General features: G+C 68.1%; 19 protein-coding genes. 11 read left to right on the top strand and 8 right to left on the bottom strand.

The annotated features are described in order from the left end of the window. Positions 1–46: 46 nt before the first annotated feature. From HRV97_RS11265 to HRV97_RS11280, 4 genes are read right to left on the bottom strand one after another with little or no spacing between them, the layout of a single operon-like run. Entirely contained in the window at positions 47–1,126 is a 1,080-nt protein-coding gene (locus HRV97_RS11265) for a PA0069 family radical SAM protein (RefSeq protein WP_174194363.1), read from the bottom strand. 47 nt (positions 1,127–1,173) lie between these two features. Next, a complete protein-coding gene (gene moaB, locus HRV97_RS11270; RefSeq protein ID WP_174194364.1) occupies positions 1,174–1,701 on the bottom strand; it encodes a molybdenum cofactor biosynthesis protein B in 528 nt (175 codons plus the stop codon). A 6-nt stretch (positions 1,702–1,707) separates the two neighbouring features. Further along, positions 1,708–3,489 (bottom strand): lytic transglycosylase domain-containing protein, encoded by a 1,782-nt coding sequence (locus HRV97_RS11275; protein ID WP_174194465.1) that lies wholly within the window; start codon positions 3,487–3,489, stop codon positions 1,708–1,710. A gap of 5 nt (positions 3,490–3,494) precedes the next feature. Next, positions 3,495–4,244 (bottom strand): uracil-DNA glycosylase family protein, encoded by a 750-nt coding sequence (locus HRV97_RS11280; protein WP_174194365.1) that lies wholly within the window; start codon positions 4,242–4,244, stop codon positions 3,495–3,497. A gap of 128 nt (positions 4,245–4,372) precedes the next feature. Here HRV97_RS11280 and HRV97_RS11285 point away from each other — a divergent pair, with 128 nt between their 5' ends. The 11 genes from HRV97_RS11285 to HRV97_RS11335 all read left to right on the top strand — a co-directional run bounded on the left by HRV97_RS11285 (position 4,373) and on the right by HRV97_RS11335 (position 17,263). Next, the gene (locus tag HRV97_RS11285) at positions 4,373–6,034 is read left to right on the top strand and encodes a 4Fe-4S dicluster domain-containing protein (RefSeq protein ID WP_174194366.1); all 1,662 of its coding nucleotides are present in this window, start codon (positions 4,373–4,375) and stop codon (positions 6,032–6,034) included. Between the two features lie 46 nt (positions 6,035–6,080). Beyond that, on the top strand, positions 6,081–7,685 hold the full coding sequence (locus HRV97_RS11290; protein ID WP_174194367.1) for a tetratricopeptide repeat protein: 1,605 nt from the start codon (positions 6,081–6,083) through the stop codon (positions 7,683–7,685). Between the two features lie 24 nt (positions 7,686–7,709). Beyond that, complete coding sequence (locus tag HRV97_RS11295; protein ID WP_343044495.1) at positions 7,710–8,567, top strand: 4-(cytidine 5'-diphospho)-2-C-methyl-D-erythritol kinase; 858 nt, start codon at positions 7,710–7,712, stop codon at positions 8,565–8,567. Further along, the gene (locus tag HRV97_RS11300; protein ID WP_174194368.1) at positions 8,564–9,268 is read left to right on the top strand and encodes an enoyl-CoA hydratase-related protein; all 705 of its coding nucleotides are present in this window, start codon (positions 8,564–8,566) and stop codon (positions 9,266–9,268) included. The genes HRV97_RS11295 and HRV97_RS11300 overlap by 4 nt, the downstream gene beginning before the upstream one ends. A gap of 103 nt (positions 9,269–9,371) precedes the next feature. Then, entirely contained in the window at positions 9,372–10,445 is a 1,074-nt protein-coding gene (gene recA, locus HRV97_RS11305) for a recombinase RecA (protein ID WP_174194369.1), read from the top strand. 373 nt (positions 10,446–10,818) lie between these two features. Then, on the top strand, positions 10,819–11,661 hold the full coding sequence (locus tag HRV97_RS11310) for a methyltransferase domain-containing protein (protein ID WP_174194370.1): 843 nt from the start codon (positions 10,819–10,821) through the stop codon (positions 11,659–11,661). Then, positions 11,658–12,293, top strand: coding sequence for a glutathione S-transferase family protein (locus tag HRV97_RS11315; RefSeq protein ID WP_174194371.1), 636 nt, complete (start codon positions 11,658–11,660; stop codon positions 12,291–12,293). Before HRV97_RS11310 ends, HRV97_RS11315 begins: the two co-directional genes overlap by 4 nt. Positions 12,294–12,346: 53 nt before the next feature. Then, entirely contained in the window at positions 12,347–15,784 is a 3,438-nt protein-coding gene (locus tag HRV97_RS11320; RefSeq protein WP_174194372.1) for a PAS domain S-box protein, read from the top strand. Between the two features lie 102 nt (positions 15,785–15,886). Then, entirely contained in the window at positions 15,887–16,171 is a 285-nt protein-coding gene (locus tag HRV97_RS11325) for a hypothetical protein (protein ID WP_174194373.1), read from the top strand. A gap of 112 nt (positions 16,172–16,283) precedes the next feature. Continuing rightward, on the top strand, positions 16,284–16,898 hold the full coding sequence (locus HRV97_RS11330; RefSeq protein WP_174194374.1) for a LuxR C-terminal-related transcriptional regulator: 615 nt from the start codon (positions 16,284–16,286) through the stop codon (positions 16,896–16,898). Continuing rightward, complete coding sequence (locus HRV97_RS11335; RefSeq protein WP_174194375.1) at positions 16,895–17,263, top strand: Hpt domain-containing protein; 369 nt, start codon at positions 16,895–16,897, stop codon at positions 17,261–17,263. The genes HRV97_RS11330 and HRV97_RS11335 overlap by 4 nt, the downstream gene beginning before the upstream one ends. A gap of 3 nt (positions 17,264–17,266) precedes the next feature. On the opposite strand, the gene HRV97_RS11340 is transcribed toward HRV97_RS11335, so the two are convergent. The 4 genes from HRV97_RS11340 to greB all read right to left on the bottom strand — a co-directional run bounded on the left by HRV97_RS11340 (position 17,267) and on the right by greB (position 20,597). Further along, entirely contained in the window at positions 17,267–18,895 is a 1,629-nt protein-coding gene (locus HRV97_RS11340; RefSeq protein ID WP_174194376.1) for a M28 family peptidase, read from the bottom strand. Next, positions 18,895–19,707: an NYN domain-containing protein gene (locus HRV97_RS11345; RefSeq protein ID WP_174194467.1), complete on the bottom strand. Its 813-nt coding sequence runs from the start codon at positions 19,705–19,707 to the stop codon at positions 18,895–18,897. The genes HRV97_RS11340 and HRV97_RS11345 overlap by 1 nt, the downstream gene beginning before the upstream one ends. Positions 19,708–19,809: 102 nt before the next feature. Next, entirely contained in the window at positions 19,810–20,052 is a 243-nt protein-coding gene (locus HRV97_RS11350; protein ID WP_174194377.1) for a hypothetical protein, read from the bottom strand. A 50-nt stretch (positions 20,053–20,102) separates the two neighbouring features. Next, positions 20,103–20,597 carry a transcription elongation factor GreB gene (gene greB / locus HRV97_RS11355; RefSeq protein ID WP_174194378.1) on the bottom strand — a complete coding sequence of 165 codons (495 nt, stop codon included), beginning with the start codon at positions 20,595–20,597 and terminating at the stop codon, positions 20,103–20,105. Positions 20,598–20,634: the final 37 nt, after the last annotated feature.

Raw genomic sequence — 20,634 nt, forward strand, 5'->3', positions numbered from 1 at the left:
CGCGCGAGAGAAGGGGGCCCCGCAGCCAGTCAGGGGTGACGTGTGATCAGAACAGCTCGCCCTGCGCGCCCGCCGGCGGACGGAAGCACGAGCAGTCGAGGTTCAGCCGCCGACGATCGTCGCTGAAGCCGTGTTTCGCGCGCGCGATGCGGAAGCGGGTGCGCAGCAGTTCCGCCCATACGCCTTGTCCGCGCATGCGCGAGAAGAAGCCGGGATCGTTGTCGCGCCCGCCGCGCAAGCTCTGGATCGTCGCCATCACCTTGCCCGCGCGATCGGGGAATTGCTCGTCGAGCCAGGCGCGGAACAGTGGCGCGACCTCCCACGGCAGTCGCACCGGAATGTACGACACGCCGAGCGCACCCGCCTCGGCGGCCGCCGCGACGACGGCCTCGACCTCGTGATCGGTCACCGCCGGGATCACCGGTGCCATGTTGACGTAGGTCGGCACGCCCGCCTCCGTGAGCTGCCGCACCGCCGCCAGTCGTCGTGCCGGCGTTGGTGCGCGCGGCTCGACGGTCATCGCGATGCGCGGGTCGAGCGAGGTGATCGAGATCGCCACCGCCGCCTGCCGTCTCGCTGCCATGCCGCCGAGCAGGTCAATGTCGCGCACCACGCGGTCCGACTTGGTCGTGATGACGACGGGATGCTCGCACGCGGCGAGCACCTTCAGCAGCGCGCGCGTGATCCGCCACTCACGCTCGATCGGCTGATAGGGATCGGTGTTGGTGCCCATCGCGATCGGTGCGCAGGTGTAGCCCGGCTTGCGCAACTCGGCCTTGAGCAGCTCCGCCGCATCAGGCTTGGCGAACAGCCTGGTTTCGAAGTCGAGCCCCGGCGACAGGTCATGAAAGGCGTGGCTGGGCCGCGCGAAACAATAGATGCAGCCGTGCTCGCACCCGCGATAGGCGTTGATCGAGCGGTCGAACGGCACGTCGGGCGAGGTGTTGCGCGTCAGGATCGTGCGCGGATGCTCGACGATCACCGTCGTGCGCAGCGGCGACATCGCGCCATCCACGTCGCCGCGCGCGTCGAGCCAGTCGCCGTCCGCCTCGGTCTGCGGCAAATTGAAGCGCCGGCTCTCCACGTTCAGCGTCGCGCCGCGAACTGCCCGAGTCTTCTCGCCCATGCCTAAAGGCTAGGCGAACAACCGGAACATAGCAAGAACGTTGCCGCTCAGCGTTCCAGCAGGCGCGGCATCAACTCGACGAAGTTGCACGGGCGATGACGGCTGTCGAGCTGGTCACGCAGGATATCGTCCCACGCGTCCTTCACCGCGCCGGTCGAACCGGGCAGCGCGAAGATATAGGTGCCGCGCGACACGCAAGCGCAGGCGCGGCTCTGCACGGTCGAAGTGCCGATCGTCTGAAACGACAGCCAGCGGAATAGCTCGCCAAAGCCTGGGATCATCTTGTCCGCGACGCGCTCCACCGCCTCAGGCGTCACGTCGCGGCCGGTCACGCCGGTGCCGCCGGTGGTGATGATGCAGTCGACAGACGCGTCGTCGATCCAGTGGTTGAGCTGCGCGACGATCTGCTCGACGTCGTCGCGCAGGATCACACGATCGGCGAGTACGTGTCCGACTCCCTCGATGCGCGCCACCAGCGTGTCGCCCGAGCGATCCTCTGCCAGCCCACGCGTGTCCGACACCGTCAGCACCGCGATACGGATCGGCAGAAAGTCACGCGTCTCGTCGATCGGCACGCCGCTTCACTCGGCGCGCGTGGTGGAGGCGGGGCTGACCGTGCCGTTGATCGCGATCGCGGTCTTCGACGCCTGCGCGTTCATCCGCACGGCGCTCGCGCCCGGCAGTCCGGGGAAGCGCGGCCACATGCCCTGCGCCAGCGCCGACCGGCTCGGCGACGCTGCCTTGCCGCCCTGCGCCTCGTACATCCAGTAATTGCGCAGCACCGTCACGACGTAGCCGCGCGTCTCCCAATACGGGATGCTCTCAATATAGAGCAAAGGATCGCCACCATCGCGCACGATGCCGTTCCACTCGGCGACGTGCACCGGACCGGCGTTATACGCAGCGATCACCTTGGGCAGCAGCCCGCCGGTCGTGCCCATGTCGCGCAGCCGCTCGATATGGCGCTGCCCGATGTCGATGTTGGTCGACGGACGGGTGAGCGCTGCCTGGTCGACGGTCAATCCGCGCTCGCGCATGTAATCGGTCGCTGCCGCGGGCATGATTTGCATCAGGCCGTAGGCGCCCGCCGGGCTCTTCACGCGCGGACGAAAGCCCGATTCCTGCAACGTGTGCGCGTAGACCAAAGCCTTGTCGATCCGCCACCCGCTGTCGGGCGTCCAGTTGGGTTGCGGATAATGCGATTCGGCCGTCGCGGTCACGCCCTGCGGCATGTTGTGCGCCATCCACACCGCGGTCGCGGGCAGGTCAAGCTGCTCGGCGAGCCGCGTCAGGCTGGTGAATTCCTGCGGTGCGCCGATCCGCGCCTGCTGCCGCAGCACGCCTTCGGCTTCCTCGTCCTCGCCGATCTCGACCAGCGCCGCGGCGACGCGGACGTTGGGGCGGCGTTCCAGCGCGGCCCAGTCCCCGGTCACCCGCTGCGCGCGCGACTTGGCCGGGCTCAGGCCGAGTGCCTGCCGCGCGAGCAGCCCGTAGAACGTTTCGCCGAACTGCGACGCTTGCTTCAATCGCGCCTCGATCCGGTCGGGGCGCCCGCACATCATGTCGGCGCGCGCAGCCCAGTAGAGCGCGGTGGCGCGCAGGTCGGTGTCGGATGCGCGCGCCGCGACATTCTCGAACCCCGCTGGCGCCGCGCCGCAGTCGCGCTGCCGCCACGCCGCCAGCGCGCCAGTCCAGCGCGCCTGCGTGGTCCAGTCGCCCGCGCCCAGCTCCGCCTTGGCCGCCAGCGCGCGCGCTTCGCGGTCCATGCCTTGCAGGTAATAGATCCACGCGATCCGCGTCTGCCACTCCGTCAGCGCCTCGGGGGTTAGCCCCGGTGTCGCATCGAGCAGCGCCTCCGCCTCAGCACCTGAATCTGCCTTGACGTAGGGCTGCATCTTCACCGCCAGGTCGGCGGCGATCAGGTCGCTCTTTGTCGCCTTGGCGCGGATGCGTGCAGGGGCACCGTCGTTCCAGATCAGCCGCTGCTGCACCGGCAGCGGCGGCAGTTCGGCGACGCCGCGCGCGCGGGCGATCCGCCCCAACGCCTCGGCCTGCGGCAGTTCGGGCGCTTCGTTGATGAGTTTCAGCAGCGCGTCGGCCTCGACGCGCGGACTTCCCTTGGCGGTGTAGAGCTCGGCACGGGCGTAGGCGTGCAAGGGACCAGGCGCCATGCTGTCGAGCGCGATCTGCGCGTCGCTCCAGCGGCTCTCACGGATGGCGGTGAACACGCCGCGATAGCCGTCGCGCTGCTCGGCGGTCAGTTGCTTGGGAATGCCGACCGCCGGCGTCGGCGGTGCGGGTTCGGCAACCGCAGAGGTCACGGCGGCGGCGCAACACGCGCCCGCGAGCAACAACCGCTTCAACCCCGTCACTTCGCCAATCCTTCGTTGAGCAAGATCAGGTCCTTCCACGCTTCGGACTTGCAGGCCGGCCGGTCCAACAGGACGCGGGGGTGATGGCTCGCAACCACGTGCGTGCTGGTGCCACCTGTATGGTTAAAGACGTGCAAACGCTCTCTCGCCTGCGCTACGTTCGTCGCCAGAACCGCACGGGTCGCCGCATCGCCCAGCACCAGCAGCGCCTTGGGTGCGGCGAGCGACAGATGATGCCGCGTCACCTCGCCCAATCGCTGCTCCAGGTCGCGCGGTACGCGCCCGGTCGTTGGCCGCCGTACGCAGACGGAGGCGAGCAGCACGTCGGCGCGCGTGCGCCCGATGCTACGCAGCATGTTGTCGAACAATCGCCCGACCTCACCGCCCAGCAATTGTCCACGGTCGTCGCGCTCGGGACAATCGACCAGCACCATCAGCTCGGGGCTTTCCGGCCCGGCCCAGCCGATCGCCTCGCCCGCCCATACCGCATCGGGTGCCTCGCGCCCGATTCGCCACGACACGAACTCGGCCAGCACGCCGGGCAGGGCGGTTGCCGGCAGCGGTGCGGCGCTTGGCGCCGGGTCGGCGACGGGCTCGTGCGGCGCAAGCTGATCGCCGGCAAAATTCTTCGCTTCCAACCAGTTGACGGGCGCGTCACCCACCACCACGTCGACACCGGCGTCGCGCCACCAATCAAGCGCGCTCGCTGCCGCCGCGCCCCAATCGAGATTCTGGTCTGCCCCCATCCGGTCGGCATAGCATGGATGGTTGACGCGAAGGTCAAGTTACTGGCACCGCGGCACGGTCAGGATGTTGCTGCGGTGCGACGAGGAGCGGAACGCCCCTGTCAGCGGGCACCAGAGGAGAGAGTGAAGTGAGCGATCGCGAATCCATGCCGTATGACGTGGTGATCGTCGGCGCCGGCCCGGCCGGTCTGTCGGCGGCGATCCGCATCAAACAACTCGCCGCGGAGAAGGAAGCGGACATCTCTGTCTGCGTGCTCGAGAAGGGCTCGGAGGTCGGTGCGCACATCCTGTCGGGCGCGGTGATCGATCCGCGTACGCTCGACGAGTTCCTGCCCGACTGGCGCGACGACGGCTGCCCGCTCGCCGAGGTGCCGGTTACCGAGAACATCCATTGGGTGCTGACCAAGAACAAGAAGGTCGACCTGCCGCACCTGTGGACCCCGCCGTTCCTCCACAACAAGGGCACCTATACCGGCAGCCTCGCCAATCTGTGCCGCTGGATGGCGGGCAAGGCGGAGGAGCTCGGCGTCGAGATCTTCCCCGGCTTCGCCGCTGCCGAGGTGCTGTTCAACGAGGATGGCAGCGTCAAGGGCGTCGCGACCGGCGACATGGGCGTCGCGCGCGACGGCACGCACAAGGGCGACTGGCAGCCCGGCCTTGAGCTGCATGCGAAATACACCTTCTTCTCCGAAGGCTGCCGTGGACATCTGTCGAAGGAGCTGATGCGCATCTTCGACTTGCGCGCGAACTGCGACCCGCAGGTCTATGGTCTGGGTATCAAGGAATTGTGGGACATCGATCCCGAGCTGCACACGCCGGGCAAGGTCGTTCACACGCAGGGCTGGCCACTCAGCGAGACCGACGGCTCGAACGGCGGCGGCTGGATTTACCACCAGGCGAACGGCCAGGTGTCGATCGGCTTCGTGACCTGGCTCAACTATACCAACCCCTACGTCTCCCCGTTCCAGGAGATGCAGAAGTGGAAGACGCATCCTGAGGTCGCCGCGCTGCTCAAGGGAGGCAAGCGCGTCAGCTACGGCGCGCGCGCGATTTCGGACGGCGGGCTGCAGTCGATCCCCAAGCTCGTGTTCCCGGGCGGCGCGTTGATCGGCGACAGCGCCGGCTTCCTCAACGTGCCGCGGATCAAGGGCACGCACACCGCGATGAAGTCGGGCACGATGGCGGCAGAGGCTGCGGTCGACGCGATCCTGTCGCAGCGTCAGAGCGACGAGCTGACCGCCTATCCGGATGCGTTCGAGACCAGCTGGGTCAAGAAGGAGCTGTCGATCGTCCGTAACGTCGTGCCGCTGGTCAAGAAGTTCGGCGACCTGATGGGCTCGGGCCTCGCGGGCATCACCATGTGGTCCGAATATCTCGGGCTCAAGATGCCGTTCACGATGCACCACCATCCCGACAACGAGACGCTGTGGCGCAAGGATCTGGTCAAGAAGGTCGAATACCCCAAGCCCGACGGCGTGCTGACCTTTGACAAGCTCTCCTCGGTGTTCCTGTCGAACACCAACCACGAGGAGGATCAGCCTGTCCACCTGACGCTCAAGGATGCGTCGGTGCCGGTCGTGCACAATCTGCCGCTCTACGACGAACCCGCGCAGCGTTATTGCCCGGCGGGCGTTTACGAGATCGTGGGCGAAGACACGCACGATCCCCGTCTGGTGATCAACGCGCAGAATTGCGTTCACTGCAAGACGTGCGACATCAAGGACCCGACACAGAACATCAACTGGGTCGTGCCCGAAGGCGGTGGTGGACCCAATTACCCGAACATGTGACCCGATCCGTTCTGCCCTCCACCGCCGCCGCGTGGTGGGGGGCTCCATGTTCCTTGCCGTACTGATCGCCGCCACACCCGTGGCCGCCAAGACCGACGCTCCACGGGTCGCGCCTGCCGCCGGCACCTCGGACCCCGACATCGCCGCCTATCTGCGCGCGCGCGTCGCCGACGCCGCCGGTCGTGTTGCACTCGCCGTCACGGATTACGCACAAGCGCTGCCCGCGACCGCCGCCGATCCCGTGGTCGCGGTCCGCGCCTATCGCGAGGCAATCCAGGCGGGCGACTTCGCGCTCGTCGACCGTGCCGCCGTCACCTTGGCGAGCGCCGACGTGCTTCCCAACGACGCCCCGCTGCTCGCGCTCGCCGCCGCCGCGCGCGCGCACGACCGCGCCGGGGCCGAGCGCGCGCTGACTGCGCTCGACGCGACGCCGCTCAAGATCCTATCTGCGCCGCTGCGCGCCTGGGCGGCGCTCGAGTGGCGGGGCGATCCCTTTGCCCCGTTGGCGCCCGCGTCCGACGACGCGGTCGCGCGCCGCTTCGTCGCGGAAACGCGCGCGCTGATCCTGCTCGCGCAAGGGCACAGCGAGGAAGGGCTCGCCACGCTGCGTCCGCTGCTCGGCAACGATCAGTCGAGCATCGACACCCGCATCGCCGCCGCGCGGCTGCTGATCGCGCGTCGCAAGCCCGATCTCGCCCGCACCTTGCTCACCGGCAGCACGCCGCCCGAAGTGGCCTTGCGGGAGCAGCCGAGGTGGCGCGGCGATCCCGGTTTCGCCTTTGGGGTGTCGTGGCTGCTCACCCGCGTCGCCTCCGACCTGGCGATGGGGCCGCCCGGCAACCTGTCCTACACGCTGACGCAATCCGCACTGCGTGCCGATCCGGCCAACGACCGTGCGCGGCTGCTGCTCGCCGGCGCGCTGTCGAAGGACAAGGCGGCCGACCGCGCGCTGACCGTGCTGGGCGAGGTCGACCCGCGCGGCATCTACGCCGCGCAGGCGACGGCCGGGCGGATCGAAGTGCTCGCCGACGCCGGCCGGACCGAGGACGCGCTGCGCCTGGCCGAGCCGCTCGGGATGGCGTCCGATGCCGGCCCGGCCGATGTTCAGCGGCTCGCCGACCTCTACCTGCGGCTCGAGCGTGCACGCGACGCGGCTCCACTCTACCGTCGCTTGGCCGAGCGCGCCGGCGCCGACTGGACCGACTGGCTGCAATATGGCGCCGCGCTCGACCGCGCGGGCGATTGGCCGGCTGCTCGCACCGCGCTGGAACGCGCCCACGCGCTCGCGCCCGACCAGCCGCTGGTGCTCAACTATCTCGGCTACGCACTGACCGAGCATGGCGAGCGCCCGACCGAGGCGCAGGCGATGCTGGCACAGGCGGCACGCGCGCGTCCGAACGATCCCGCGATTGCCGACTCGCTCGGTTGGGCGCTGTTCCGTGCCGGCGCGACGCAGCGCGCGCTGCCGCTGATCGAGCGCGCTGCTGCCGCCGACTCGATCAATCCCGAGATCGGCGAGCATCTCGGCGACATCTACTGGCAGCTCGGGCGCCGCTACGAGGCGCGCTATGCCTGGACCGCCGCGCGCGTTAGTGCCGAAACACCGGTGGTCGCACAGCGCCTGTCGGGGAAGATCGCGAACGGGTTGTGAGGGGCTGAGGTGCCGAAGGTGGAGATACGGGAAAAGGTGATCGTTGAGCGCGCCCCCGCCAAATTGAACCTCGCGCTCCACGTCCGCCGCCGCCGTGACGATGGCTATCACGACCTCGAAACGCTGTTCGTCTTCGCGCGCGACGGCGATAGCGTCAGCGTCGCGGTTGGCGCACCATCGCTCACGATCACCGGGCCGTTCGCCGCCGGGCTCGACGCCGGGGCCGACAATCTCGTCGCGCGCGCCGAACTTGCCTTTTGTGCGCAGTTCGGCGTGACGGCGCAGCACACGATCACGCTCGACAAGCATCTGCCGGTCGCCTCGGGGATCGGCGGCGGCTCGGCCGATGCCGCTGCGACGCTGCGCGCGCTGGCGACGTTACACGGCATCGCGCACGACGATGCTCAACTGATCGACATTGCCGCAACGCTCGGCGCCGACGTGCCCGCCTGCCTGCTCGGCCGCGCCGCCTTCGGCGACGGCAAGGGCGACGCGCTGACGACGATCCCCGGCCTGGGTGACATGCCCGCCTTGCTGGTCAACCCAGGGGTCGCCGTCTCCACGGCCGCCGTCTTCGCGCGTTGGGACCGTGTCGACCGCGGCGCCCTGCGTGAAGGCGGTTCGTTCGGCGACGATGGCACGCTCGCGTGGGCGCTCGCCGGGCGGAACGACCTCCAGCCTCCCGCCGAGCAGCTCGCACCTGTCATCGCTGATCTGCTCGCGTTGCTGGCACAGCAAGCGGGCGTTCGCCTCGCCCGCATGTCGGGATCGGGCGCGACCTGCTTCGCGCTGTTCGACGACGAGAACGCCCGCGACGCCGCCGCGCGCGCCATCGCCGCCGTGCACCCGGCGTGGTGGCGGCTCGAAACGGCCATCCAGTGATCAACCTCAGCGTCGACGACGGCGTCGCACGGATCGCGCTAGACCGTGCGGCCGCGCGTAACGCGCTGCCGACCGCCGCGTGGCACGATCTCGCCGCAACGGTCGCGCAGGTGCCCATCGACGCGCGCGTCGTACTCATCGCTTCCGACGTCCCCGGCATCTTCTCCGCCGGGGCCGACCTCGTCGATCTCGCGCGGCTCAGTGAGGACGTGCCCGCACGCACTGCCTTTCGTACCGCGATGCGCGCCGGCATCGACGCGGTCGCCGCGCTGCCGATGCCGGTCGTCGCCGGCGTCGAGGGCGGGTGCCACGGTGCCGCGGTCGCGCTGGCGCTTGCCTGCGACCTGATCGTCGCTGCGCCGGGTGCCCGTTTCGCGATCCCGCCGGCGCGGCTCGGCATCGGCTATCCCGCGCCCGATGTGGCGCGCTTGTCCGCACGGGTCGGGCAGGGGCAGGCCGCACGCCTGCTGTTCACCGCTGCCACGATCGACGCCGCCGAGGCGCACCGCATCGGCCTCGTCGACCTGCTCGCCGACCCGGCCGAGGTCGCGGCCGCGATCGCCGCCAACGATGTCGCCGCGCTGTGTCTGCTCAAGTCGACGATCCGCGATCCCGTCGACGCTGCGCACGACCGCGCGTTCGAGAATTCGTTCGCCGCCCCGCGCTTCGCCGCTGCCACTAAACGGTATCTACGCGCTTGAAATAACGGCCATGTTCCCCACTTGTTCCTGTGGAACAGAATGTGTACACGAGCAGGAACGCGTTGAACGTCACGCGCGGGTGCTCTAGCGAAAGGGATCGGCAATGGCCGCCAAACTTCAGGTGATCGATACCGGCATGGCAACCGCGACTAACGACCGTCAAAAGGCGCTCGACGCCGCCCTCGCGCAGATCGACCGAGCGTTCGGCAAGGGCTCGGCGATGAAGCTGGGGCAAAAGGAAGCGATGCAGGTCGAGGCGATCTCGACCGGCTCGCTCGGGCTCGACATCGCGCTGGGCGTCGGCGGGCTGCCGCGCGGCCGCGTGATCGAGGTGTACGGCCCCGAATCGTCGGGCAAGACGACGCTCGCGCTCCACGTCATCGCCGAAGCGCAGAAGAACGGCGGCACTGCCGCCTTCGTCGACGCCGAACACGCGCTCGACCCCGTTTACGCCAAGAAGCTGGGCGTCAACATTGACGAATTGATCGTGTCGCAGCCCGATACCGGTGAGCAGGCGCTGGAGATCGTCGACACGTTGGTGCGCTCGAACGCGATCGACGTGCTGGTGGTCGACTCGGTCGCAGCCCTCGTCCCGCGCGCGGAGATCGAGGGCGAGATGGGCGACAGCCACGTCGGCCTCCAGGCGCGTTTGATGTCGCAGAGCCTGCGCAAGCTGACCGGCTCAATCAGCCGCTCGCGCTGCATGGTGATCTTCATCAACCAGCTGCGCATGAAGATCGGCGTGATGTACGGCAACCCGGAGACGACGACCGGCGGCAACGCGCTGAAGTTCTATGCCTCGGTCCGGCTCGACATCCGCCGCACCGGCGCGATCAAGGACCGCGACGAGGTGACCGGCAACGCCACCCGCGTGAAGGTCGTTAAGAACAAGGTCGCGCCGCCGTTCAAGCAGGTCGAGTTCGACATCATGTACGGCGAGGGTATCTCCAAGATCGGCGAGATCCTCGACCTCGGCGTCAAGGCCGGGCTGGTCGAGAAGTCGGGCGCGTGGTTCTCCTACGACAGCGTCCGCATCGGGCAGGGACGTGAGAATTCGAAGAACTTCCTGCGCGAAAACAAGGAAATGGCCGACCGCCTCGAAAAGGCGATCCGCGCCCGTACCGACGCGGTTGCCGAAGAGATGATGGCCGGCCCGTCGGAGGACGACGACATCTGATTTGGACGGTCGCCCGGTCTGATCGCAGCGCGGCTCGCCGGAAACGGCGGGCCGCGTCCGTTTTGCACATCGGCGACGACGCGCGTTGGACTGACCTTCGTGTGACCTTCCGCGATCGTCGCTCCGCCAGAGAGCATCTCGATCCGAGCCAAAGACCGCTGATGCAGCGCAGCGCCAACCATGCTCATACCGTCATCCCGGACTTGATCCGGGGTCCCGCTTCTTTCTACCCGCAGCGGGGTGAGGGACGTCGACACCACGTCGCGCCCGGTCCAGCCAGCGCCGGCATTACACCACACTGCACCACCTTCGCATCATCGCCCCGTTTAAATGATCTCGGCGTGACCTCACCTTCCATGAACGTCCCGCGACGGTGACTGCAGCAGGCGACTGGATCGGCAAGGTCGGTGACGTCTGGGCACGCGAGTGGCCGCGCACCGAGCGCAGCTTCGCTCACCTCGAACCGTTGCTACGTCGCGCGATCCTGTCGGTTGCGCCCGATCGCGGCCAGTTCCTCGATCTCGGTTGCGGCGTCGGCACGACCAGCGCCGCCATCGCCGCTGCCTACCCGGACACCCGCGTCACAGGCGTCGACCTTTCCGCCGCGATGGTCGCGATCGCGCGAGCACGACACGACGCACCCAATCTCCGCTTCGTGGATGGCGACGTGCTCGACATGGCGACCAGCCGATTGGATGACCTCGTCTTCTCGCGCCACGGCGTGATGTTCTTCGCCGACCCTGTTGCCGCCTTCACCCACCTGCGCCGACGGGTGAGTGCGGGCGCCCCGCTTGTCTTCTCTTGCTTTCGCGGGCGCAGCCACAATCGATGGGCGCTCGAACTCGCCGACGCCACTGGTCAGTCTGTGGGTGACGACCGCAGCTACGCGCCCGACCCGTTCGGGTTCGCCGACCACGCCTTCGTCGCCGACCTGCTCGCGCGCACCGGCTGGAGCGTCGAGTCGAGCGAAGCAGCCGATTTCGACTATGTGGCGGGAGAGGGCGCGGACGACGCCGCCGCGATCGCCGACGCGATCGCCTTCTTCACCCGCATCGGTCCCGCCGCCGCCACGATCCGTACCGCGCCGGATCATGCCCGCGCCGATCTGCTGGAGCGGATCGGAACCCGGCTCGCGCGTTATGCACGAAACGGGCGCGTCGCCATGCCGGTCTCCGCCTGGATCTGGACCGCACGCGCCGCAGGGGAGCCCGCATGACCATCATCGTCCACCACCTTGAGAACTCGCGCTCGCAGCGCGTGCTGTGGATGCTGGAGGAGCTCGAACTAACGTACGAGGTCAAGCGCTACGAGCGGAACAAGAAGACCATGCTCGCCCCGCCCGAGCTGCGCCGCATCCACCCGCTTGGCAAGTCGCCGGTGATCCAGGACCAGGACGACGGCGGCCGCGTGATCGCCGAAACCGGCGCGATCGTGGAATATCTCGTCGACAAGGCGGATGGAAAGCTCGGCGCACCGCCCAGGCGCGACGATGCGCTCGCTTATCGTTTCTGGCTCCACTATGCCGAAGGCTCGCTGATGCCACCGCTGCTGCTCAAGCTGGTGCTCGGCCGCATCCCGCTGATGGGCAAGCCCGCGACCAAGCGCATTCAGCCGATGATCGACGTCCATCTCGACTTCGTTGAACAATCGCTCGCCGATCGTCCCTGGTTCGCAGGCGATCGGATCACCGCCGCCGACGTGATGATGAGCTTCCCGCTCGAGGCCGCGCGCAGCCGCGCCGGGCTTGATAAGGATCGCCCCAACACGATCGCCTGGCTGGAAAAGGTGCATGCGCGCCCGGCCTATCAGAAGGCGCTGGAGGTGGGTGGCCCCTACGCTTACGCCTGAATGAACACAGTGCGTTAGCTGCGCATTAACCACCTGGGTTTACGCCACACGGCATGACCCTTGACCGGCCATCGCGTTCGCTGCTCGCCGACCTCGTTCTCGCCGTCGTGTTCGGCGTCGCCGCCTGGTTGTGCCTCGCCTACACCCGCACCGGTTCGCCGGTGGCGCTCGTGTGGTTGCCCAATGCGCTGCTCGTCGGCGTGCTGATCCAGTCGGCGACGCTCAGGCTGCGGCCATTGATGCTGTGTAGTCTGGCATTGCTCGCCGCCGCCCTGTTCAGCGTCGATCTGTCGCCGATCCAGATCGTGCTGCGCTCGAGCATCAACATGGCCGAGGTGCTGATCGTCGTGGCGGCGATGCACGGGGTAGGTCGTGTGCCCGGGCTCGACAGCCTGCGTCAGCTCGCGCGCTTCACCGGTGTGGCGCTGCTCGCACCGTTGCTCCTGTCGGTGTTGGTGGCGGCGTCCTATTGGTGGCACGGTGCGGGTTTCGCCGTGACCGTCGCCGTTAGTTGGGCCGCGGCGCACACCTTGGGTCTGCTGCTGGTGACCCCGCTGGTCTGCGCCAGCGCCGATGCATTTAACCGGCGCGATGGTGTTCGCCGTGTTCGCGTGTTCGAAGCTGTCGCGATCGGCGCCTTGTCGCTGGTGGTGGCCGGCCTGTTGTTCTCGCAGTCGCGCTATCCGCTGTTGTTTCTGACCGGTCCAGTGGTGATGCTGGCGGCGATGCGTCTGGGGCGCTTCGGTGCCGCGCTGACGGTCGTGATGCTCGCTGCGGTCGCCTCGATCGCGACCTATCGCGGGGTCGGCCCGATCACACTGACCCGCGGCGACGCGCTCGGCCGGATGCTGGTGCTGCAATTGTTCCTTGCCGCCAATTTCTGCCTCGGCCTGCCCGTCGCCGTAATCCTGCGCCGGCTCCAGCGCGCGCGCAACGACCTGCGCACCCGCAACGACAACGCGCAGGCGATGCTCGCCAACATGCAAGAGGTCCTGTACCGCATCGACGCCGAGGGGCGCTGGTCCTTCCTGAATCCCGCGTGGGAGCGACTGACCGGCGTCTCCGTCGCCGAGGCAATCGGCACCCGGGCACGCGAGGTGGTGCATCCGGGCGACATGCCGATCTTCGAAGACTTCCAGCAGCGTCACGCCGCCCGTACGCTTGAGGGGCAGGTCGGGCGTTTGCGCATCATCCGGCGAGACGGTGCGATCCGCCACGTCGACGTTAGTGCGCGCGTATTGTTCGATGATGCCGGCGTGCCGCACTCTGTCGTCGGCTCGCTCCACGACGTGACCGAGCGGCTCGTATTCGAGCAGGCGCTACGCGAGAGCGAGCACCGATTTCAGACGCTGGCGGATTTGGCACCCGTGGGCATCTTCCGCACCGATGCGCGCGGTGGGCTGACCTACGCCAACCGGGCCTGGTACGTGCTCGCCGGGCTGACCCATGAACAGGCGCGGGGAGATGGGTGGAGCGATGCGGTCCACCCCGACGACCGCGACCGCGTCTTCGCCGACTGGCAGGCGACCGCCGGTGCGTGTGGCAAGTATCGCGGCGAGTTTCGCTTCGTTCACGCCGACGGCGCGCTGCTCTGGGTCGATGCGATGAGCGCGGTAGAGCGCGACCTGTTCGGCTGCCCGGTCGGCCATATCGGCGTCACGATCGACATCAGCGAACGCACCTTCGCTGCTGCCGCACTCGCCGACAGCGAGGCGCAGTTGCGCCTGCTCGCCAGCAACGCCACCGACGCGGTGTTCCGCCTCGCACTCGACGGCACCTGCCTCTACGCTTCGCCCTCGGTGCGTGAGGTGATCGGTGCGCCGCCGGAGCGATTGCTCGGCGCATCGATGCTCAGCCGCTTCCATCCCGAAGACGACGCAGTCGTGCGTCGCGCGTATCAAGATCTGGCGCGCGGCATCGTCGATAAGATGGTCGTCAGCTACCGCTCGAACCCGGTCGATCGCCCCGGCACGTGGCGCTGGCTGGAGGCGAATTGCGGTCTCGTCCGCAACCCCGCGAGCGGCGCGGCGCAGGAGATCATCGTCTCGATCCGCGACGTTACGGCGCGCAAGGAACTCGAACTCCAGCTCGCCACCGCGCGCGACGCGGCCGAGGTGGCGGGCAATGCCAAGGCGAGTTTCCTTGCCAACATGAGCCACGAGATCCGCACCCCGATGAACGGTGTGATCGGTGCAACCGAGTTGCTGCTCGACGGCGCGCTGGAGCCGGATCAGCGCGCGCGCGTGCAGGTGATCGCCGAGTCGGGTCGCGCAATGATGCGGCTGCTCAACGACATTCTCGACCTGTCGAAGATCGACGCCGGTCAGATGAAGCTCGCGTCCGAGCCGGTCGATTTGCGTCACGCGCTGCGCGGTTGCGCGAAGCTGATGGCGCCGCTCGCCGAGCAGAAAGGCCTGGCGCTCACTTGCGACTTCGCCGACGCGATCCCGCCGCGCGTGGTCGGCGACGGGCTGCGGCTGCGGCAGATCGTGCTCAACCTGCTCGGCAATGCGGTGAAGTTCACCGACACGGGTGCCGTCACGTTGCGCGCCGATGTCGTGCGCGTGGACGACCGCGACTTCCTCGAGATCGAGGTGCGCGACACCGGCATCGGTATCGAGCCCGCACGTCACACTGCCGTCTTCGACAAGTTCATGCAATCGGACGCGGGCACCGCACACCGCTACGGCGGATCGGGGCTCGGCCTCTCGATCGGCGCGCAGCTCGCGCGATTGATGCATGGCTCGCTGCGGCTGGAGAGTGCGCCGAGAAAGGGTAGCAGCTTCTTCCTGCGCGTGCCGCTCGTCGCTGCGGCTGCGGCCGAGGTGCCAGCTCCCGTGGTGCCCGCGCTGCCGGCGCGGCCTGCCACGCCCGACATCCGCGTGCTGCTCGCCGAGGATCACGAGATCAACCAGATGCTTGCGTCCGCGATGCTGGAGCGGTTGGGTGCGCGCTGCGTCGTCGCGCCAGACGGTGCCGCCGCGGTCGCCGCGGTTGACGAAGCGGAGGCCGCAGGCGATCCGTTCGCCCTCGTCCTCATGGACATGCAGATGCCCGAGGTTGACGGGCTGGAGGCGACGCGTCGCCTGCGCGCGTCGGGCCGCGATGCGCGACACCTGCCGATCGTCGCCTTGACCGCCAATGCTTATGCCGACGACATCGACCTGTGCCTTGCCGCGGGCATGCAGGCGCACCTCGCCAAGCCGCTGCGGTTGGCCGAGTTGCAGCAAGTGCTCGATCGTTGGGGCCGCGCCGCCGCACCCGATTGCCGCGGTGTGCTGGAAGCGCTGTCGACGCTGATCCGCCGCGGCGCGTTCGAGGAAAACACGCTGATCGAGATCTCCGCACATCTGCGGACGCTCGCTGCGAGTGGCGCATCGCCGCTCGCCGACGCGGCCGCAGGTGTCGAGCAGGCGGTGTCGGGGTGCGTCGGCGACGATCTGCCCGCGGTTCTCGAGGACGGCCTGCGCGTGTTGACGCAAGCTGCCTGATCTCACCCCAACGGGTAATATCGTCGAACGCTGCGAACCGGCAGAAGCGGATCATCGAGAGGGCGCTGATCGCCCGTCACCAGAATAATCGGAGCCAAGCTCATGACCCGCTTCCCGCTGATCGCCGCCGCCGCCCTTGCCACCGTGCTGGCCTTTCCGGCGCAGGCCGACACCGGCCGTGCCACGCCGTCGCGCCCGATCGTCGCCCGCACCGCGATGGACGGCAGCACCGTGTGCCTCAACACCGCCGCCAGCACCGGTTGCGCCAGCTATCAGGCGGCGCTGCTGCGCACCGTCGGGCAAAAGGCCGCGGCCTCGCGCACCAACATTTCGGTCAACGACCTCGGCCGTCGTCAGCTCAGAGCGCTGATCGCCAGCATCAACTGACACCGTCGAGTAATCTTTCCGAGTATCGTTTCCGCTTTGCTTACCATTGCCGTGCCACACGACGCATCATCGCACCGCCGAGCGGGTGCGCATTTTGTCGGAGCACATCATCATGTCCGCGATCGCTATCGTCGTCGACGACCATCCCATGTGCCGCCAGGCGACCGGGATGGCGCTGGGCGTCGCCGCGCCCGAGTTGACGGTCGTTGAGGCAGCGTCGCTCGCCGAGGCGAGTGCGCGGGCAGGGGAGGCGAAGCTGATGACGCTCGATCTGGCATTGCCCGACAACCGTTCGGTGCTCGGCGTTCCCGCGCTGCTCGAACGATTTCCCGGCCTCAAGCTGCTGGTGATCAGCGGCGCGCTCAACCCCGACATCGAGCAGCAGGTCGCGGCGACCGGCGCGGACGGTTACCTGTCGAAAGCGACGCCGATCTCGGTGATGGTGGAGGCGATGCGCGCGGTGATTTCGGGAGGCACGTGGTTCTCGTTCGAGCCATCCGACGCGGCGCTCGCGCCCGAGAGCGAGTTCGCGCGGCTGTCCTCGCTCACCAACGCGCAGTCGAGGGTGCTGAACGCGATGGAGAGCGGGCGACTCAACAAGCAGATCGCGTTCGACCTGGGTTTATCGGAGATCACTGTGAAAGCGCACGTGAAAGCCATCCTTAAGAAGCTGGCGGTGCCCAATCGCACGCAGGCGATCCTCATGCTTCAGCGCGTGCAATCATGATCGCAGTCGCGAACGACTCGTCCGCCCCGTTGATCGACCCGTCGCAGCTGAGCGAGTTTGCCGACTTCCTGCCGGGTGCGCAGGTGTTGCAGCTGATCCGTACCTTTACCAAGGAACTGGAAACCCGCCCGTCGATGGTGCTGCATCTCGCGCGCCAGGGCGATCTCGCCAACGCGCGTGCCGCTGCGCATTTCCTGAAAGGCGCGGCGCTCAGCATCGGCGCGCGTCGGATCGCCCTGCTCGCCGACGCGGTCGAGCGCGCCGACGCGACGGCGCTGGTCGAGCACGCGCAGGAACTGCCCGCCTGCGCGCTCGACACGTTGAGCGAGCTGGAGACGGTCCAGCTCACCTTGCAAACCGCCTAAGCGTCAGCGACGCTCGGTTGCGGTTTGCGCGCGCGTCGCGGTGAACTCGGACGTCGCGCTCCACGTCGGCCACACGCCCGCGTGGCTCAACCGCTCGCCCATGTCGCGGAACAGGTCGACCTCCTGCGCCGCGCCCGTCAGGTTCCAGTCCGCCGACCAGCGGTCACACGTCTTGTGATAGCAGGCCATATAGCCATCGAGCCACTTCTGCCCCGCCGCCGCGCCGCCGGCGCGCAAGTCGGGCGCACCGCCCAGTGCCATCAGCAGCAGCGACGGCACGCCGCGGCGGACGACCGAGAAATGATCCGCGCGGTAGAATAATCCGCGCTCGCTGAACGTCTCGGGCGTGATGGAGCGACCCTGCTTCGCGGCCGCCTGGGTCAGTAGGTCGTCGAGAGAACTCTGCCCCTTGCCCACCAGAATGACGTCGCGCGCCGGCCCGGCGGTCTGCAGGATGTCGAGCGTCAGGTTCGCCGCGCTGGTCGCCAGTGGATACACCGGGTGCGTCGCGTAATATTCGGACCCGAGCAGCCCGCGCTCTTCGCCGGTCCATAAAGCGAACACCAACGTCCGCTCAGGCGGTGGCGCGGCCTTGAACTGGCGCGCGAGCTCGATCACGCCCGCGACACCCAGCGCGTCGTCGTTGGCGCCCGGCCGCAGCGTCGCCCCGCTCGCATCCGCCGGGCCTTCGCCGTAGGCGTCCCAGTGCGCGCCTAACATCACGCTCTCGTTCGGGCGCTTGCTGCCCGGCAGCTTGGCCAGCACATTGGCGCTCTCGATCCGCTCGACCGACACGGGCATCGACGTCGACAGCCGCATCTTCATGTCGACGGGACGGAACGACGCCGAGCGAGCCCTGACGCGCAGCTCGGCGAGATCGAGCCCTGCCTGCCGGAACAGCCGATCGGCGGCGTCGTGCTCGATCCAGCCTTGCAGCGGTACGCGACGATCGTCCTTCGCCCGCACGATGTCATAATTCTCGCCGTTGGACGCGTTGACCGTTGACCATGGATAGCCAGCACCGCCGGTATCGTGGACGATCAACGCCGCAGCGGCGCCCCGCCTGGCGGCCTCCTCGAACTTGTAGGTCCAGCGCCCGTAATAGGTCATTCGCCGGTCACCGAAGCGGCCCTTGGCGTCGTCGCCCGCCTGGGCCTCGAAATCGGGATCGTTGACCAGGAACACCGCGACCTTGCCGCGCAGGTCCTGTTCCTTGAAGTCGTTCCACTTGGCCTCGGGTGCGGTGACGCCGTAGCCGACGAAGACCATCGGCGCGTTCGCCACGGCGATGCGGGTCGCATCGGCGACCGTAGTTACCGCGACCTCCTTGCCCTGCGTCAGCACCGTGTTCCCCACACGCAGCGTCGCGCCCGCACCGATCCGGGTGTGGATCATTGGAACGGCTTGCGTCCAGGCGCCGTTCGCCGCGCCGGGTTCCAGCCCCAGGGCCTTGAACTGCGCGACCAGCCAGTCGACCGTCACTTTCTCGCCCTTGGTGCCCGGCGCACGACCGCCGAACTCATCCGAGGCGAGCGTCTTTACCGTCTGGGACAGGCGTGCCGGGTCGGTCTGCGCGGCCGCAGCGGTGGACAGCAGTGCCGAGACAAGGCCGGCGAGCAGAATGGAGCGCATCAACGAACCCTTTTGACGAGAGCGCGGCCGTCACGCCGCTCGATCTGGAAATTGGGCACCGATTCGACCAGGTCGGACAATCTCTTGTACCCGTAATTGCGCACGTCGAACGACGAGCGATTGGCGGCGAGCTGCCCCATCGCAGACAGGCTGACGTAGCCCTTCTCGTCGCGCTTCGATGCGTCATATGCGTCGACCAGCAGCTTGAGCAATTCCTGATCGACCGGTGCCTTGGTCTTGCGCGTGGGCGGTGACGCAGCCGCAGCGACGGGCGTGCGACCACTGATCGCGGGCGGCAGCGCCTCGGTCAACGGCACCTCGGCGCTCGCCGTCGGCGTCGTGCTCGCACCCGCCTCGCCGCCGTCGCTCAGCAGCGCCGCCACGTCGATGAAGCGGCTGCACGCCTGGCGAAAGCCCTGCGGCGTCTTGGCATTGCCGAAGCCGTAGACCGGCAACCCATCCTGTCTGATGCGCGTGGCGAGCGGCATGAAGTCGCTGTCGGACGACATGATCCCGAACCCCTCGACGCGCCCCCGGAACAGCAGGTCCATCGCGTCGATCGTCATCTTCATGTCGGTGGCATTCTTGCCCTTGGTGAGATCGAACTGCTGTTGCGGCTCGATCCCATGCTTGACGCTCATGTCGCGCCAGCCCTTCAATCCCGGCTTCGACCAATTGCCGTAGACGCGGCGAATGTTGACGGTGCCGAGCTCCGCCAAAACGGTCAGGACAGGGTCCAGCGCATGCCACGACGCGTTGTCGGCGTCGATCAGCAGCGCGATGTTCCGGGTGGGCGTGTCGTCGGTCGGCATGGGGGCGGGTGTCGGCCGTGCACGCACCGACGTCAAGCGACGCGAGCTTTCTTGTTCGACCATGCGCGCGGCTCATCATGGCCGCGCGAAGATCGGCGTCACTCAGCCGTTTGAGCCGCGGCGGTCGCTATCATAGGCGACGTTGGCGCTGATATCGTCCTGCTTGGTGGCGCGCGTCTCGCCGTCGGGATCGGTCACGGTCTTCATGTCGGCCTGTGATCCGACGTCGCGCGCGAGTGCGCCGCCGCTGGTGCCGGTCTGCGCGTCGTCGCTGGCGATCATGCCCTCGATCAGGTCCTTGTCGTCGTGGTCGCGCGCGCTGTCGGTGCGGGTCTGCTCGGTCATGGTGGCTTCTCCTTCACCGGCTCGAACGAACCACGGCGAGCGGGCGTTCCTTACCCGGCGGCGCGGGATGGCGGGTAGGAGAGGGCGACGACCTCATACTCGCGCTCGCCTGCGGGCAGTGCCACGCGGCGCACATCGCCTATTGCGGCTCCGCGCAACGCACGCGCCATCGGCGAATTCCACCCGATCATTCCCTTGCCCGCGTCCGCCTCGTCGTCGCCGACCAGCGTCAGCGTCCGCTCCTGATCGTCCTCGTCGGCGATTGTCGCGGTGGCGCCGAAGAAGATGCGCGAGCGGTCGGGCGCGCTGGCGGGATCGACCACCTTCGCCGCCTTCATCCGCCGGGACAGCCAACCGAGCCGCCGGTCGATCTCGCGCAGCCGCTTGCGCCCGTAGATATAGTCGCCGTTCTCGCTGCGATCGCCGTTGCCCGCCGCCCAGGAGATTGTCTCAACCAGCTTAGGCCGCTCGTTGCCGAACAACTGCTCGTATTCGCGGCGCAGCACGGCATAGCCCGCCGGGGTGATGTAGTTCGGACGATCCATCACCCGCGCCTAGCCAACAGCCGTGCTGGCGTCACCC

The organism is Sphingomonas hominis (genome assembly GCF_013328205.1).
GTDB classification, from domain to species: domain Bacteria; phylum Pseudomonadota; class Alphaproteobacteria; order Sphingomonadales; family Sphingomonadaceae; genus Sphingomonas; species Sphingomonas hominis.